Origin of the sequence: Singulisphaera acidiphila DSM 18658, assembly GCF_000242455.2 — a bacterium.
GTDB classification, from domain to species: domain Bacteria; phylum Planctomycetota; class Planctomycetia; order Isosphaerales; family Isosphaeraceae; genus Singulisphaera; species Singulisphaera acidiphila.
Genome location: NC_019892.1, coordinates 9,303,043 through 9,318,768, shown reverse-complemented (window position 1 = coordinate 9,318,768; position 15,726 = coordinate 9,303,043). Strand labels below are relative to the sequence as shown.

At 62.7% G+C, this 15,726-nt stretch carries 11 protein-coding genes; 3 read left to right on the top strand and 8 right to left on the bottom strand.

Translation table 11 applies throughout. The features are described 5' to 3' along the window. Nucleotides 1–45 precede the first annotated feature (45 nt). Both SINAC_RS35960 and SINAC_RS35955 read left to right on the top strand, forming a co-directional pair. Nucleotides 46–948, top strand: a complete 903-nt coding sequence (locus SINAC_RS35960; protein ID WP_015250452.1) for a nucleotidyltransferase domain-containing protein — start codon at nt 46–48, stop codon at nt 946–948. Between the two features lie 14 nt (nt 949–962). Then, nucleotides 963–1,733, top strand: a complete 771-nt coding sequence (locus tag SINAC_RS35955; RefSeq protein ID WP_015250451.1) for a nucleotidyltransferase domain-containing protein — start codon at nt 963–965, stop codon at nt 1,731–1,733. A 91-nt stretch (nt 1,734–1,824) separates the two neighbouring features. Here the strand turns inward: SINAC_RS35955 and SINAC_RS35950 are convergent, their stop codons facing one another. The 3 genes from SINAC_RS35950 to SINAC_RS35940 form a co-directional block, all read right to left on the bottom strand. Next, nucleotides 1,825–4,911 carry an efflux RND transporter permease subunit gene (locus tag SINAC_RS35950; protein ID WP_015250450.1) on the bottom strand — a complete coding sequence of 1,029 codons (3,087 nt, stop codon included), beginning with the start codon at nt 4,909–4,911 and terminating at the stop codon, nt 1,825–1,827. 299 nt (nt 4,912–5,210) lie between these two features. Beyond that, a complete protein-coding gene (locus tag SINAC_RS35945; RefSeq protein WP_015250449.1) occupies nt 5,211–6,758 on the bottom strand; it encodes an efflux RND transporter periplasmic adaptor subunit in 1,548 nt (515 codons plus the stop codon). Between the two features lie 221 nt (nt 6,759–6,979). Then, on the bottom strand, nt 6,980–7,492 hold the full coding sequence (locus tag SINAC_RS35940) for a hypothetical protein (protein ID WP_015250447.1): 513 nt from the start codon (nt 7,490–7,492) through the stop codon (nt 6,980–6,982). Between the two features lie 639 nt (nt 7,493–8,131). On the opposite strand from SINAC_RS35940, the gene SINAC_RS35935 reads away from it, so the two are divergent. Beyond that, nucleotides 8,132–10,315 carry a hypothetical protein gene (locus SINAC_RS35935; protein ID WP_015250446.1) on the top strand — a complete coding sequence of 728 codons (2,184 nt, stop codon included), beginning with the start codon at nt 8,132–8,134 and terminating at the stop codon, nt 10,313–10,315. A 319-nt stretch (nt 10,316–10,634) separates the two neighbouring features. Here SINAC_RS35935 and SINAC_RS35930 read toward each other — a convergent pair whose 3' ends face one another. From SINAC_RS35930 to SINAC_RS38355, 5 genes are all read right to left on the bottom strand, one after another. Further along, complete coding sequence (locus tag SINAC_RS35930; protein WP_237722723.1) at nt 10,635–11,960, bottom strand: peptidylprolyl isomerase; 1,326 nt, start codon at nt 11,958–11,960, stop codon at nt 10,635–10,637. 477 nt (nt 11,961–12,437) lie between these two features. Continuing rightward, nucleotides 12,438–12,617 (bottom strand): hypothetical protein, encoded by a 180-nt coding sequence (locus tag SINAC_RS35925; protein WP_015250444.1) that lies wholly within the window; start codon nt 12,615–12,617, stop codon nt 12,438–12,440. Between the two features lie 96 nt (nt 12,618–12,713). After that, entirely contained in the window at nt 12,714–13,826 is a 1,113-nt protein-coding gene (locus SINAC_RS35920; RefSeq protein WP_015250443.1) for a DUF1559 domain-containing protein, read from the bottom strand. Between the two features lie 185 nt (nt 13,827–14,011). Beyond that, the gene (locus tag SINAC_RS40425; protein WP_154673773.1) at nt 14,012–14,275 is read right to left on the bottom strand and encodes a hypothetical protein; all 264 of its coding nucleotides are present in this window, start codon (nt 14,273–14,275) and stop codon (nt 14,012–14,014) included. Between the two features lie 264 nt (nt 14,276–14,539). Continuing rightward, nucleotides 14,540–15,634 carry an alpha/beta hydrolase gene (locus tag SINAC_RS38355; RefSeq protein ID WP_015250442.1) on the bottom strand — a complete coding sequence of 365 codons (1,095 nt, stop codon included), beginning with the start codon at nt 15,632–15,634 and terminating at the stop codon, nt 14,540–14,542. Nucleotides 15,635–15,726: the final 92 nt, after the last annotated feature.

Below are 15,726 nucleotides of genomic sequence, written 5' to 3'. Positions count from 1 at the left end.
GGCGAGCCGTGTCCCGGTGATCGGTCGGGGGTGAGGAGCCTTGTGATGAGTACGCTGCAACGCCTGGCCGACCGGGGCCTGGCCAAGCCGCCGAGGTGGCTGCCGGGCAACGTCCAGTACGAGACGATCATGGGGTCAGTGGCCTATGGTGTCTCCTCGGACACCAGCGACGTGGACGTGTACGGCTGGGCGATCCCCCCGAAGGAGGACATCTTCCCCCACCTGCGGGGCGAGGTTGTAGGGTTTGGAAGCCAGACCAAGAGGTTCGAGCAGTATCAGGAGCACCACGTCGAGGACCGGGATGCCCTCGCCGGCCATGGGCGGATGTACGACCTGACGATCTTCGGCATCGTCAAGTTCTTCGCCCTGGCGATGGAGAACAACCCCAACGTGATCGATTGCCTGTTCACGCCCACAACCTGCTTGCTCCACAGCACGAGGGTCGGCAACCTCGTCCGGGAGAACCGGCGGCTCTTCCTGCACAAGGGGGCCTGGCCGAAGTTCAAGGGCTATGCCTACTCGCAGCTGCACAAGATCGCCATCAAGCAGCCGCAGGGCAAGCGGGCCGAGCTGGTCGCCGAGCACGGGTTCGACACGAAGTTCGGCTACCACATCGTCCGGCTCGTCACTGAGGTTGAGCAGATCCTCCTGGAGGGCGACATCGATCTCCAGCGGGACAACGAGCAACTCAAGGCGATCCGCCGGGGCGAGTGGACGGAGGAGAGGCTGCGACGGTGGTTTGCCGACAAGGAGTTGCAGCTGGAGCGGGCTTACGCCGAGAGCAAGCTGCCCGCCGTGCCGGACGAGGCCCGGATCAAGGCCCTGCTCCTGGGCTGCCTGGAGGATCACTACGGGAGCCTGGAGGGATGCGTCGTGGCCCCCAACAGGGCGGTCGTTGCCCTGCGGAGCATTCAGGCTGAGTTGGAACGAGTGAAGGACTTACTCTGACGGAGAGGCAATCGATGAACGTTGCAGAGCGTTTGCGGGAGGAAGTGGACGGGCACCCGTACCCACTGCTCTTCGCCACGATCAGCGGGGCGCACCTCTACGGCTTCCCCTCGCCCGACTCGGACTACGACCTGCGGGGCTGCCACGTCCTGCCCGTCCGAGAGGTCGTCGGCCTCGACGTGGGCCGGGAGACGATCGAGTCCTCGAAGGATGACCGTGGGCTCGAACTCGACCTGGTCACCCACGACGCCAGGAAGTTCTTCGGCCTGCTGCTCAGGAAGAACGGCTACGTGTTGGAGCAGCTCTACTCGCCGCTGGTCGTTCACTCCACGCCCGAGCACGAGGAGTTGAAGGCGATTGCCAAGGGGTGTGTCACGAGGCACCACGTTCACCACTACTTCGGGTTCGCCGAGACGCAGTGGCGGCTCTTTGACAAGGAAAGGCCCCGGCGGGTCAAGCCGTTGCTCTACGTGTACCGGGTGCTGTTGACGGGCATCCACCTGATGCGGACAGGCGGGGTCGAGGCGAACCTCGTGCGGCTTAACGAGGATGCCCGGCTAACGCATGTGGATGACCTGATCGCACGGAAACTCGCCGGACCCGAGCAGTCGGTCCTGAACGACGCCCACGTGGAGTTCCACCTCCGGGAGTACGAGCGGCTGCGGGGCGAAATGGAGGCGGCGTTTCAATCCAGTACGCTCCCCGAAGCACCGACCGCCCGGGATGCTCTCAACGACCTGCTCGTGAGGCTGAGGATGCAGACCGCTGCCGGGCTGAAATCCTGAAGATGTCGATCGAGAGCGTCTCGGTGAATCGGTGGCCAAAGGCGGCACTTGTCACGATCGGGGGGCTTCACCTCGGCGCGTGCCGAGGCTCTCAAAGCTCAGTCTTCTTTGGTAACTCCGGCACAAACCAGGGGTAGATCGCCGGAAGGACCAGGGTGGTTAGCAGGGTGGAGGTGAGGAGGCCGCCGATGACGACGGTGGCCAGGGGGCGCTGGATCTCGGCGCCCGGGGTGGTCGAAAGGGCCATCGGAATGAAGCCGAAGCCGGCGACCAGCGCGGTCATCATGATCGGCCGGAGGCGGACGACGGCGGCCTCGCGGGCGGCTTCGTGAGGTTCGACCCCTTCGAGGCGGAGCTGCTCGACGGCGCTGACCCAGACCAGGCCGTTGAGTACGGCCACGCCGAACAAGGCGATGAAGCCGACCCCGGCCGAGATCGAGAACGGCAGGCCGCGAGCGGCCAGGGCGAAGATGCCGCCGGTCGCCGCCATCGGTACGGCCAGGTAGATCAAGGCGGCGAGCCGCAGGGAGTGGAACGTGCTGAACAAGAGGAGGAAGATCAGGGCCAGGGCGATCGGTACGACGATCATGAGCCGTTGGGTGGCGGTTTGCAGGTGCTCGAACTGACCGCCCCAGCGGAGGAAGTAGCCGGGGGCGAGTGCAACCTTGGCGTCGATTGCGGCCTGTGCTTCGGCGACGAACCCGGCGATGTCGCGGCCTCGGACGTTGACGCCGACCACGGCCCGGCGCTGGACGTTCTCACGCTCGACTTCGCTCGGGCCTTCCTCGAAGCTCAGATCGGCCAGGTCATGCAGCGCGATCGGCCGCCCCAGGGGGTCGACGATCCGGATCGCACCGATCTTCTCGGGAGAGTTCCGCCAGGCCTCGGGGAGGCGGACCTGGATCGGGCGGCGGTACTGCCCCTCGAACGCGGTGCCGACGGTCGTCCCCCCCAAGGCGGCGATTGCCTCCATGACGTCGGCCCCTTTGATCCCGTATCGCGCGAGCTGGTCACGTCGGACCGAGACGCGGAGCATGGGCAAGCGGCCCGAGGTCGGCGTCTTGATGTCCTTCGCCCCCGGGATCCGCGCCAGGGTGCGCTCGATCTCTTCCGCCTTGCGGCGGAGGACGTCGAGATCGAGGCCGTAGAGCAGGACGGCGACGTCGCTTTTGACCCCTGCGACCAGCTCGTTGACCCGCATCTCGATCGGCTGGCTGAAGCCGAATTTAACGCCGGGGACGTTCTCATTGAGTTCCTTGTCCATCTCCTGGATCAAGGCGTCGCGGGTCAGGCCGGGCCGCCACTCGGATTGTGGTTTGAGCATGGTCCAGACGTCGGTCTGGTGGACTCCCATCACGTCGTTGGCGATCTCGGGGCGGCCGGTCTTGGAGTAGACCATCCGGACCTCGGGGAACTTTTTGACGATGTTCTCGATCTGGGTCGAGGCGGTCACGGCCCCCTCGAGCGAGGCTGACGGGATCCGCACGGCCTCGATGAGCAAGTCTCCCTCGTTGAGTCGGGGCATGAACTCTCCCCCCAACTGCCGGGCGACCGGCACGCTCACAAGCACCAGGCCGAGCGCCAGCAAGGTCGCGATCACCGGCCGGCGGATCACCATGTCGAGCGCCGGCACATAGGCCCGCTTGAGCAGGCGGACCAGCCAGACTTCCTTCTCCTCGGCCTTGGACGACAAGCACAACGAGGCCAAGACGGGCATCAAGGTCAGCGAGAGCACCATGGAGCCGGCCAGGGCGAAGATAACGGTGAGTGCCATGGGCCGGAACAACTTGCCCTCGGTCCCTTGAAGCGCCAGGATCGGCAGGTAGACGATGGCGATGATCAACTCGCCGAACATCGTCGGCTTGCGGACCTCGACGGCCGCGTCGCGGATGATCTCGAGCTTGGGCCGCGTCCCCCCTTCGTGCGCCAGGCGGCGGACGCAGTTCTCGATCATGATGACGCTCGAGTCGACGATCAGGCCGAAGTCGATCGCGCCGAGGCTCATCAGGCTGGCCGTGACCCCGGTGGCGAGCATCACGTTGGCCGCGAAGAGCATCGACAGCGGGATCGCCAGGGCCACGATCAGGCCGCCCCGGATATTGCCCAGGAGCCCCAGCAAGATCAGGATGACCAGGGCTCCCCCCTCGACCAGGTTATGCACGACCGTGTCCAGGGTCTGGTCGATCAGGTGGGTTCGGTCATAGAGCGGCTCGATCGTCACCCCCGGCGGCAGACTCTTCTGGAGTTTGCCGATCTCGTGCTTGACCCGCTCGACCACGGTCCTCGAGTTTTCGCCGATCATCATCATGACCAGGCCGGTGACGATTTCCCCTTCGCCGTCGCGGGTCGCCAGGCCGGCGCGGATCATCGGCGCGGGGTGGACCTTGGCGACGTCGGCGATCGTCACGGGAACGCCGTTGCGTTCGTCGATGACGATCGCGGCGATATCGGCCACGCTGTGCGCCTGGCTTTCTCCTCGGATGTAGCGGGCCTCCCCCTCATGGACGAGGTAGCCCCCGCCGACGTTGGCGTTGTTGTCCCGCAAGGCGTTGAAGACATTGGTCATCGCCAGGTGATAGGTCGCCAGCTTGTCGGGATCGAGCTCGACCTGAAACGTCTTCAATTCGCCGCCGTGTGAGTTGATTTCGGTGACGCCGGGCACTCCGCGTAACTGGAAGGCGATGAACCAATCGAGGATCGTCCGAAGCTCCATCGCCGTCACGCCTGAGCCTTTGGCTGCCTTGACCTGGAACTGGTAGACCTCCCCCAGCGCCGTCGTGATCGGCCCCAGGCTTGGCTTGCCGTAGCCATTGGGGATCGCCTCCGCCGCCCGGGTGAGCCGTTCGCCGACGAGTTGGCGGGCGCGGTAGATGTCGGTCCCCTCGTGAAAGACGATCGTCACGACCGAGATCCCGAACTTGGAGATCGAGCGGATCTGCTCGACATTGGGCAGGCCGCTCATCGCCCCCTCGACTGGGAACGAGAGCAAGGTCTCCACCTCCAGAGGGCTCAGCGCGGGGGCTTCCGTGATCACCTGGACCTGAATGTTGGTCAGGTCGGGCACTGCGTCGATCGGCAGATGGATCGCGGAGTAGACCCCCAGCCCTGCGATCAGGAGCGTCCCCATCAGCACCATGAAGCGGTTATGAAGGGCTGAGTTGATCAGCGAGTTGAGCATGTTTTTTTGTCTCGAGCAAATCTCGACAAGGCCGTCGTGGGGCGGTTTTCGTTGGGAGTGCACACACGCGGAGGGATTCGTGAGCCGACTCCGCTTCCGCTCTCAACGGGGCGATCCAAGGTTGCCTTGGGTAACGCGTCCGAAAAAAAAATTGTTATATGGACAAGAGCTTGCTGTCACTGAAGGGGCGGCCTAACCCTTGTCGCAATGCCTCGTTGGAACTGTGCTGGGGTGGCGAAAAACCGCTCCGATGGAGGAGGGGTGTCCACTTTCGAGGAATGGCGGGGTTCGAGGCGCGTTCAGTCGTCGGCGGGCTCATCCTGAAGGATCAACTCGCTCTTGAGGAAGAATGCGCCGATGGAGACGACGGACTGGCCCTGGGTGAGGCCGGCGCGCACGACCCGACGATCACCGGCCTCGCGCCCGAGCTTGACCGGCTGGAAGGTGAAGGTGCGTCCATTCTGCTTGGAGGGGAGGAAGACTCCTTCTTGCTCCTCGATCCCGACAACGGCGGCGGTCGGGACGGTCAGGACCTCCTGGGTCTTCGGGCTATCGAGCACGATCCGAGTGAACATCCCCAGCTTGAGCAGTCCGTCCAGGTTCTCGGTTTCGGCCAGGAGTGGGACGGTCCGTGTGGCGGGGTCGACCATGGAGCCGACGGAGAGGAGTTTGGCCTGGAAGGTACGGTCGGGGTAGGCGGGGACGGTCATCTGGATTTTCCCGTCCTGGAGCGTCGGCAGGGCGGCGAGGTCGGCCTCGGTGATGTTGGCCATCACCCAGACCGTATTCAGATCGGCCAGCAGGAAGAGGATATCGGTGGGGTCGGCCTTCTGGCTGGGGACGGCTGTTTTGGTGATGATGGTGCCGTCAAACGGCGCGGTGACCTGGCAGGCCGTCACGTCTTCGGACGCCAAGGATCGGGAGGCCGCCACATCGCCGGCTTGCGCAAGCAACTGAGAAATATCCTCTTGGACCCCGAGGATCCGCAACCGCTGGGCTGCGTCGATGACGGCCGCCTCGGCCAGGCGCACCTTCTGGTCGGCCAGAGTCTGTTCGTGGGAGGCGTCGAACCGGACCTGTTCCAGGACCGCACCGAGCTTGGCCTGGGTTCCCTCAAGGGTGTGTAACGCGACGAATGCAGGGTGCTCGCCGATGATCTGATCTTTGAACAGGGCGCTGGTCTTCTCGGACTCGTGCGAGGCGATCTCGAACTCGGAGTAAGCTTGGAGCAAGAGCGCGCGGTCGGCTCCGAGCGGTCGGTCGGCGTATTCCTTCTGAATCCTGGCGGCCGGCTCTCCTTTGCGGATCGCTGGGACCAGTTGCGCGACGTTATTGGCGACCTGCTGCTTCCAGTCAAACTCCTTCCGCGCCGTCGCCAACTCGATCTGTCGGCCCCTCAGGTTGAGGCGGGCGGTGCCAATGTCCGGGCTGTCGAGGACGGCCAGCAACTCACCTTTCTTGACCTTCCGGCCCAGGTTGACCAGCACTTCGCGGACAACCCCCGCGGCGCGTGGGCGGATCTCGACCCGGCGGTCCGGATTCGCCTCGACCTTCCCCGCGACCCCCACCTCGGAGGGAAGCGAGAGCTGCGTTGCCGGCTCGATGCGGATCCCGGCCACATTCCACTTCCCCTCGGCCAATGTGACGGTTCTGACCTCTGGGGACGTGGCCGATGCCTCAGGCTCGGCTGTCGCTTTTGGGAGTGTGGGGGAGGCGTGCAGCGACCTCCCGTGGAACAGCACATCGTGGAGGACAAAGCTCGCCGCCAGCAGAATCAGGCAGAGCGCGAGGGCGGCCCAGGGGAATAAGCTCTTCAACGACCAACGGTTCAGCAATGCAACGGACATGGGGGTGCCTCCCATTTGCCACTGACATCTCCGGCGGCCTCATCCCTCTTTTTTTTTCTTGGGGCGGAGGGGTTCGGCATTTTTTTTGGAGATGGGATCGCTTGTGCAATCCGCTTTGGAATCGACCAGGCCACGTGTTTGGAGACGGTGGGACATCGAGGAGGCGCGCAGACCCACGGGCCGCATCGCATCGCCTCGTTCGAGCTGTGGCAAAGGTCGACTCAGCAGAGCCAGCGTTCAAGCAGGACCAGCGGGGAAGTGGGGCGCGCAGTGGTAGCGCCGGTGGGGAAGGCTCGGCATGGTCCGAGGACCGAGAACCAGGGATCAATCAGGTCGGGAGGAAGCGTCGCTTGAGGGCAGAGCGAGGTGCGCACGAGGAGTTGAGAATGCGTATCCGGTACGAACCGAGGCCCATCGTCCCAGGTCGTTGCGAGCCAGTCTGCGACGTGCGCGTGGAGCGCCGGTCCTTGCTCATCAGACGGGAGCGGACCGGTTCCGTCTTCCGTGGGCAAGAACCAGTGCCAGTGCAAGGTCGCCACGTCTTGGGCGTTCCCCGCAGCAGGATGCCAGCGGAGCAGGTGGTCGTGGTGGTCGCAGACTTCGCCGGGCGCATCGTGGTGGCGAATGTTGTGGAAGTCGGGCTGCGGCAACGGAGTATGGACGAGGCTGAAGATCAGGAAAATGATCCCCAGGCCACGCTTTCCTCGTTGTTGTCGCCGACCTCGGACAGACATAAGGCGTCCCCACGCTCCATTCGCACTTGCCGGGGAGAGTCTCAAGACTTCCCCTAATTATCAACGCAGCGAGAAGCGCCGTCAAGCCGCCTGATTCCGGGTGATCCGCTCGCCGTTGTGCTGCCTTAATAAGATCGTTCACGGTTCTTCGTTGATTATTCTCCGGGCTTTATTGGTGTTAAACCTTGGATTCAAAACAAGATCGGTCGTAAGCGAATTTTGGCCAGACGGAAAAAATTCTGGGGTTTTTACTTTTGACTGTACGCACGGATTTGTTAGCCTAGTCTTCTCATGTTGGTTTTTCTGCGCGATACCTACAAAACTCCTATGTTGTCAGTGGTAGGTCTCAGATGTGTTAAAGTGAAGATGCGATGCCGATAGGAATTGATGGGGAGATCTTGGGCATGACCTGGGAGTCTTTCTGAGCGAATCGGTTCGTTTTCATCCGCGGTTAAAAGCAAGAGAGCTAAACGGATTCGCAAGTCGGGAAAAGAAGTGAAAGCGAAATCGTCAATAAATCGCTCGAATTGACGATCGTGATCTCCAGGTGGCCGGGCGGGCATTAAGCTCAACAGGGCGGATCGTCTCTCTCCCACAAAGACATCTGCCGGATCAGGCTCTGAAGGAGAACGCATCAAAATGAGGCGCGCAACAAAAGGTAAGCGGAAATTGGCGACGGTTCGTCGCCTTGCGTTGGCGATGTCAATGGGCACGGCTCTGCTAAACGTTTGGGCCAGCTCAGGCGAAGCTGCCGGACTGTTTAGCTACCGGCACAGGAATGTGGTGGCGTGTTCCCCCTATGGTGGTGTGGACGGCTCGGCGCTTGTGGCGACGTCGGGTGGTGATGCGTGTGGCGGGACGACTCTCGTCCCCCAGACCACCTACCAGACCGTCGTTGACACGGTCTACGAGCAGGTTCCGGTCACGCAGATGCAGACGCAGTATCGCACCGACTACCGGACTGAGACGGTCCCGGTCACCCGGACGGTCTGCGAGACGGTTCCGGTCACGCAGACGCAGACGCAGTATCGCACCGACTATCGCACCGAGACGGTCCCCGTGTCTCGGACGGTCGTCGAGCAGGTTCCGGTCACGCAGATGCAGACGCAGTACCGAACCGACGTTCGCACCGAGACGGTCCCCGTGTCTCGGACGGTCTACGAGCAGGTTCCGGTCACACAGACGCAGACGCAGTATCGCACTGACTATCGCACCGAGACGGTCCCCGTGTCTCGGACGGTCGTCGAGCAGGTTCCGGTCACGCAGATGCAGACGCAGTATCGGACCGACGTTCGCACTGAGACGGTCCCTGTCGTCCGGGTGGTCAGCGAGCAGGTTCCGGTCACACAGATGCAGACGCAGTATCGGACCGACGTTCGCACCGAGACGGTCCCTGTCGTCCGGGTGGTCAGCGAGCAGGTTCCGGTCACGCAGATGCAGACGCAGTACCGGACCGAGCAAGTGCCGGTGACCCAGGTCGTGAATGAGACGGTGAACGTCCCGCGCACGGTGACGGTGAACGTCCCGAAGCTCGTGACGACGTATCAGGATCAGGTCCGGACCGTGTCACAGCCGGTGACGACGATTCAGCGCCAGCAGCAGCGCAACACGGTTTACCGCAATGTGATCGATACGGTCATGCAGCCGCAGCCGGTGACCGTGATGGAGTGCCGGGTCCAGACGACGATGGTTCCCCAGGCCTACACCGTCAACCAGCCGGTGTCGGTCACCCGGCAAGTGGTCGAGTGGGCCAATCCCGCCCCGGCTCCGGCCGTGGCTTCCAGCCAGCAGTCGCCGAGCCCGCAGGCGGCCCCCGCGCCCGCGCCTCAGCAGGTCGTGCGGAACGTCACCGAAACTCAGTATGTTTGTCAGACCCAGACCCGGATGGTCCCGGTTCAGCAGACCGTCCAGGTCCCGGTTCAGCAGACCCGGATGGTTCCGGTTTCGGTCACCCGAGTGGTGCCTGAGGAACAGGTGACCGAGGTCTGCGTGCCGGTGACCACCATCGTGAATCAGCAGGTGACGGAGCGGGTTCCCGTCACCCAGACCATCACGGTTCCCGAGTCAAGAACCGAGTTGGTGCCGACCGTGCAGTCCCGCAACGTCACCGTGATGAACGTCCGCCAGGTCCCGTTCCAGGTTCCTGTGACGACGTATACGACGCAGACGCGGCAAGTGACCGAGAATGTGTCTCGTCAGGTTGCGGTGCAGGTTCCCGTGCAGGTTCCTGTGACGACGTACACGACGCAGACGCGGCAGGTGACCGAGAACGTGTCTCGTCAGGTTGCGGTGCAGGTTCCCGTGCAGGTTCCTGTGACGACGTACACGACGCAGACGCGGCAAGTGACCGAGAATGTGTCTCGTCAGGTTGCGGTGCAGGTTCCCGTGCAGGTTCCTGTGACGACGTATACGACACAGGCGCGGCAGGTGACCGAGAACGTGTCTCGTCAGGTTGCGGTGCAGGTTCCCGTGCAGGTTCCTGTGACGACGTACACGACGCAGACGCGGCAAGTGACCGAGAACGTGTCTCGTCAGGTTGCGGTGCAGGTTCCCGTGCAGGTTCCTGTGACGACGTACACGACGCAGACGCGGCAAGTGACCGAGAACGTGTCTCAGCAGGTTCCCGTCCAGGTTCCCGTCCAGGTTCCTGTGACCGTCATGACCTGCGTCGCACGGCAGGTGACTCGCCAGGTGCCGTGCACGACTTATGTCGCGGTGCCGAACAGCCCCGCTCCGGCTTCGGTGGACTATGCATCGCCAACTCCGGTGGACTATGTGACTCCGGTTGCTGCGCCTTCGAGCCAGTCGTCCCCTCAGAGCTAAGTGTCTGTCTCGGAAGGTCAAGCTTCACCGGGAAATGAAGAAACTTTGGGTGCCACGGGTTCCGTACTCGGACCCCGTGCGCCCCAGCCAAGGCATTCCCGCATGGGTTCCGAGTACGGAACCGCATGGCACCCGGAAGATCAGCAAAAACTCCGATGAGATTCGCCTTCTGGGACCGACTCTAAGCGCAGGGCCAACTGTTTGACCTTGACGCGCCAGACTTGGAACCCCGTCGCCTCACGAGGCGGCGGGGTTTTTTCGTTGCCACGGGTGCGGATCGCCGAGATATGCTCGGGTTAACGACCCGTTTTATGTGAAATTAACGCCTTGCCGATGGCTTCGATTGAGCGGGGAGCACGGTCAGCGTTTTGCCTGTATTCACCGTCGTCGTCGATCCGTCGGGATCGGTCACGGAGACGAGCACATGGTAAATGCCGGCCGGCACGCTTGCGCTCAGTTGTTTTGCCGAGAGTCTCACCTTGGTTTGCTTGCCTACCAGCAGCTTGACCTTTGTCGTGGCGCCCGCGATGGTGAAATCCCCCGGGGAACCGGTCGAGCTCTTGGAGAGGCTCAGCGTCACCTGCTCTTTGGGTGAGGAGACGTTCGACGTCGCCGTCAAGGAAACGACCTGCTGGATCCTGGCCCTCTGGCCGGCAACCACCGTGGCTGGGAGCGTGCCCCTGACGGAAGGGACAAGGCCCGACGATGCTGGGGACACGGGCTGAGGTGTTGCGGTGTCACCGGGTGGTTGAGGCGTTGGGGGGGCGCTGGGCGGGGGCTCGGTCGTGGGAGGGGTCTTGGGAGGGGGGGGCGATAGTTGGGCCGACGAGGAGATATTGACGGCAAACGACTCCGTCGCGGGTTTCCCGTCGGAGCCGTATCCCACGACCGTGATGTGCGCAGTCCCAGGCGCAAGCGGGGTCACGGTCAGGGTGTTCCCCTGGATCGATGCAATCGCCACACCGGGCGTATCACTGGAGGCCTGAAAGACCTCGCTGGCCGTGGTCACGTCCTTGATCAAGACCACGTTGGATGGTTGGACGCTTGCCCCGGCCGTGTAATTCTGGAGTGGGATCTGATTCAGCGGTGAGTTGAGCGGGCCCGGGGACGGTACGGGCACTGCCGCAATGGCGTCCATCACCGCCAGGCCCGCGTCTCCGACCACGTTTCCGAAGACGGTGAAGCCGCCATTCTGGTTGTCGAGGTTGGAAGCGTTGCTGTCCGATTCGTTGAAGAAGAATTGGCTGGTCGCGCTGTTGGGATTATTGCCGAGCTTGGCCATCGCGATCGTGCCGCGCGTGTTCGACGCCCCGAACTCATTCTGGACGGCAGGGTCTGCGATAATTGTCGTGAAATCCGGCTTGGATGTGAGCTGATACCCGCCACCTTGCCAGATGAAGCCGGGGACCGAGCGGTGCACGATGGAGTTGGTATAACTGCCTTTGTTTACGTAATTCAGGAAGTTCGCCACAGTTTTTGGTGTGGTCGCGGGGGTCAGGAGCACCGGGATCGTTCCGAGAGTCGTATTGAAGACCGCAAAATCGGGTTTCGCATCGGGATCTTTGAAGTAGGAATCCAGTTTCACCGGAGCCACCTCAACACCCGCCGTGAAGTTGATATCCGGCAAGGGTGCCGTCGAGGCCATGGTCAACAAGGCTCGTGTTTCCAGGCTTTCGACATGGTTCAATTGGAGTGGCCGACGTGAGCGATTTGGCCTCTTCATGCATGCTCTCCAGAGAACGTGACTTTCCAAACAAACCAGGAGTCGGTGCCAATCCGGGTTGAGATCCAGATAAGTCGTTGCTCGGTTCAGTGCTGACGGATTGCGATGGGAAAATCACGCGAAGTCGATGGGAAATTTGCGTCAGGCTTAATCTCGAGATGGGCTGAGACCTCTTTTCTTACTATCGATCCCCTTTTCGTGATAGACCAATTCTCGACCATCGAAACCAGGCTTGCCTAAATTGTGTTTGCTGAATCACTGAATATGAATGCGTTTGTGGTTTTGCCAGTTCCCCAGGAGGGAATGACGAAGGCGTCGAGGATCGTCGGGCTCCATGCGGCCCAATGATCCTCGACGCCTTCTCAAAGCGGCTCAGTTCGTGGAGTCGTTTCCCACGACTCAGGGGTTCTTGGCGGCCTTCTTGTCCGCGCCGGCATTGGGGAGGTAGTCGGGATCTTCGCCCACGATCGCTTTGGCTTCCTCGGGGGAAATTGGGGCAGTCGATTGGCCGCATCCCGTCGGAAGCAGGGCCAGTGTGAGAGCCGCGAAGAGGAGCAGGAGGGAGGGCTTCCACTTCATGAAGGATTCCTCGAAAGCTGATGGGGCGGTGGTACTTCAGGAAGAAAGCCCGCGACCTTCTGGACGGGGTCGCGGGCGAATGATTGCGGCGATCGATCAATACGCGTCGGCGCTGACGACCTCGCCGCCGTTGCGGGAGCCGAGGGCCCACCAGGTCTGCAAGCTAACCGTGTCCTTGATGAAGCGGACCGAGCCGTCGGCGAAGGCCAGGTTGACGCCGCCGGAGTGGTTGCTGCTCGGCGGGGCGCTGCCGGCGAGGCCGACGTAGGCGTTCGTGGACGCGTTGGTTCCGGGGTCGTTGGGATTGTGGCAGTTCATCTGGTTGGGCGTGCCGAAGTGATTGTAGCCGGTGATGACCACCCATTGCGGATAGGTTGCGATCCAGAGCTGACTTGCGGTCCAGTAGCGGCCCGTCACCGTCCCCGGGAGGTTCTGGCAGGCGCGGACGAACGTCGTTGCGTCGGCCACGTTGCCCGTGACCCCAACCCCGGTCGGGGACACGAAGACCGCAATGCGGGCCATGTTGCTGCTACGGGGGAGTTGGGTGCCGAGGGTGCCGGACTGGCGGCCGATGAGTCGCTCGCTCATGAGGGCGGTGTTTGACGTGCCGTCGGTGACCGAGCTGATCGTGACCGTCGAAAAGTTGCCGGCAGAGTATTCACTGGTTTGAGGGGAGCCCTTGGCGGGGATGATGGTTCCGGAGGCGACCCGAAGAACGCCCGGTCCTCCCATGTTGCCCATGTAGTTGGTTGTCCCGTAGAAGCGGCTCGTGTTCCCCGGCCAGGTCCGCACGCCCTCCGAGCTGCTGTCGGACGGGCAGGCCAGCATCCCCATCTTGGCGGTTGACGCTGTGCTGTTCATGTAGCCGCCGAAGCCGGTATGCATCGGTTCGACGTTGAAGTTGATGGCGTTGTACATCGCGTTCTGCTCCGTGTACTGGAGCAGGGAGGGCATCCAACTGAAGGGAAGTTGGGCCGTTGCGCCGGTGGGATACATCATCGAGTGCGCCGGGAAGACGCTGTTGGAGCTCTCGTAGTTCATGCACGCCAGGCCGAGCTGCTTCAAGTTGTTGGTGCATTGCATTCGCCGGGCCGCCTCGCGGGCCGCTTGCACGGCAGGGAGGAGCAAGGCGATCAGGACGGCGATGATCGCGATCACCACCAAGAGTTCGATCAATGTGAAACCGTAACGACGTGATGACTTATGCATGCATTGGGTTCCTGTCGGCCACAAGGGATCGGGATGACGAAAGCTTCGCCTCGCGGGAGTTGCGAGGTCTGCTAAAGGGGGGGAGTCCGGATCTACCTGGCGGGACCGGATTTCGCTGGTTGACCTTGGATGCGATCGCTTGTGAGTGAAAACTTGCGTGATAAAGAATACGATTGTCTTATTATTTACATGGCCGCGCGTTGCTTCTCAGCAGCGGGGGTGGCGGCATGCCGTACGCAAGTGCCATGCCGATTTTCGGCGGTTTGACCTAAAGGACAGGGTGTTAATGTTTTGCGGTTGATGATGAACGGTTCTCTGATTTGTCGGATCAGGTGCATCTGCCCGTTTTCACAGCAGGTGATGCCACTGGTTTCGGTGGTCTCGCCGCCGTCTGCACGGCGTTCGCCTGCCTGCGTCCGGACAGGAATGGAATCGTAGGTAAAGCGCACGACGATCCCGTTGCGCCGAAGCGCGGGTCGAATCGCTCTGCTGTTTGATCCGCTGCGCGGTCGCGGCAAGCACGTCGTCCGGTGTCAGGTTTGGTGACGACGAAGGGATCGACCTCAGAGGCCGAGGCTGAAATGAGGGGAGGGCTTTCTGCTGTCCGCTTCGATTTGCCGACGCATCCCAAGGCGGCCGGGGCGCTACCTCTGCGTTCCCGCTCCTTCATGCCGGTAACGATGGCGGCCGTGACACGCAAGGGGAGCGGGAGCTTACTTCTGGACCGTCTCCGAGGACGTGAGGGTGTCCTTCGCCCCTAATTTGATGAGCCGGAGGCCGTTGGTGAGGAAGACACGGGGGATGGCCGAGAGGTCGTCGCCGACGATCGGCCGCGCGACGACGCGTCCGTCGCTCCAGTAGCCGAGGTGGCGGAACAGTTCGCCACGGTTGGTGGCTTCGTCGAGTGTTTTGCCGGAGAAGCCGGCCGCGAGGGTGATATCGGCCAGTCGCCAGAAGCCGGCGTAGTCGAAGACGTTGAGCTGGGCTCGGTTCATCTGGAGGTCGCTCAGGACCCCGTCGCCCGTGTCGAAACCAGGGAATGCGGCGGTGGGCGCCAGGTGGTCGGCGATCAGTTTCGGGGAGCCGTGGAGGTCGCTCAGGTAGAGGACGAACTTCTTGCGTTCGTTGGGGATCGAGGTGGCCCCGGCGAAGATTTGCCGGGCTCGGGCGTCGCCCACGATCAGGTCGTCCTCGGCGGCGGTGACGACCAGCAGGGTTGTCGCCGGGATTTCGGCGAGACTCGGGCCGCGGATCGTCTGCACCTGGCCCGGCATCATCGCGATCACGGCGCGGGGAAAGGGGAGACCGTGTTCTCGGGCCACCGCTGCGATCTGCGCGGAGAGGTTGCCGCCCGCTGAGTGGCCGATCAGGGCGAACCGCTCACGATCAGGCCGGATGTGCTTCGGCGATGTCTCAAGCACGTCGAAAGCATCATGGATGGCGATTAACGCGTTCGCGAGGAAGTCGGAGGGGAGCGTGGCCAGGTCGGTCTGGTAGCGGGGATAGATGACGATATGGCCGCTACGGACCAGGTGGTCGATCCAGGCTCCGTAGGCGCCCGGATTTACGGCAAGCCAGCCGTGATTGAAGACCACGACGGGCGCGGATTCGGGCTTGGGATCGGCCGGTTCAAAGAGCCAGTAGGATGTGGCGCCGCCGCCGAACTCCTGCCGAGCTACCGATTTATGAGGATATCTTTGGTTTGTCGCCAGGCTTTGGGATCGCGGCTCGCCTCCGAAGGTCATGGTTGCGGAAGCGGTCAAGATGATCCCGAAGCCGAGGATGCCGATCCGTGGCAAGCGTGGCATGGCAGGCGGGCTCTCCATGACCAAAGAAAAGGCGGGATCCCGGCCAATCCGTTGGGCCGGGAGGGCGTCAGTCTGACCAAGTCCCGCCGAAT

What these genes read in the sequence shown, in the direction of transcription:
- SINAC_RS35960 (WP_015250452.1), top strand. Translation starts at nt 46, where the DNA reads ATGAGTACGCTGCAACGCCTGGCCGACCGGGGCCTGGCCAAGCCGCCG.
- SINAC_RS35955 (WP_015250451.1), top strand. Translation starts at nt 963, where the DNA reads ATGAACGTTGCAGAGCGTTTGCGGGAGGAAGTGGACGGGCACCCGTAC.
- SINAC_RS35950 (WP_015250450.1), bottom strand. Translation starts at nt 4,911, where the DNA reads ATGCTCAACTCGCTGATCAACTCAGCCCTTCATAACCGCTTCATGGTG.
- SINAC_RS35945 (WP_015250449.1), bottom strand. Translation starts at nt 6,758, where the DNA reads ATGTCCGTTGCATTGCTGAACCGTTGGTCGTTGAAGAGCTTATTCCCC.
- SINAC_RS35940 (WP_015250447.1), bottom strand. Translation starts at nt 7,492, where the DNA reads ATGTCTGTCCGAGGTCGGCGACAACAACGAGGAAAGCGTGGCCTGGGG.
- SINAC_RS35935 (WP_015250446.1), top strand. Translation starts at nt 8,132, where the DNA reads ATGAGGCGCGCAACAAAAGGTAAGCGGAAATTGGCGACGGTTCGTCGC.
- SINAC_RS35930 (WP_237722723.1), bottom strand. Translation starts at nt 11,960, where the DNA reads ATGGCCTCGACGGCACCCTTGCCGGATATCAACTTCACGGCGGGTGTT.
- SINAC_RS35925 (WP_015250444.1), bottom strand. Translation starts at nt 12,617, where the DNA reads ATGAAGTGGAAGCCCTCCCTCCTGCTCCTCTTCGCGGCTCTCACACTG.
- SINAC_RS35920 (WP_015250443.1), bottom strand. Translation starts at nt 13,826, where the DNA reads ATGCATAAGTCATCACGTCGTTACGGTTTCACATTGATCGAACTCTTG.
- SINAC_RS38355 (WP_015250442.1), bottom strand. Translation starts at nt 15,634, where the DNA reads ATGCCACGCTTGCCACGGATCGGCATCCTCGGCTTCGGGATCATCTTG.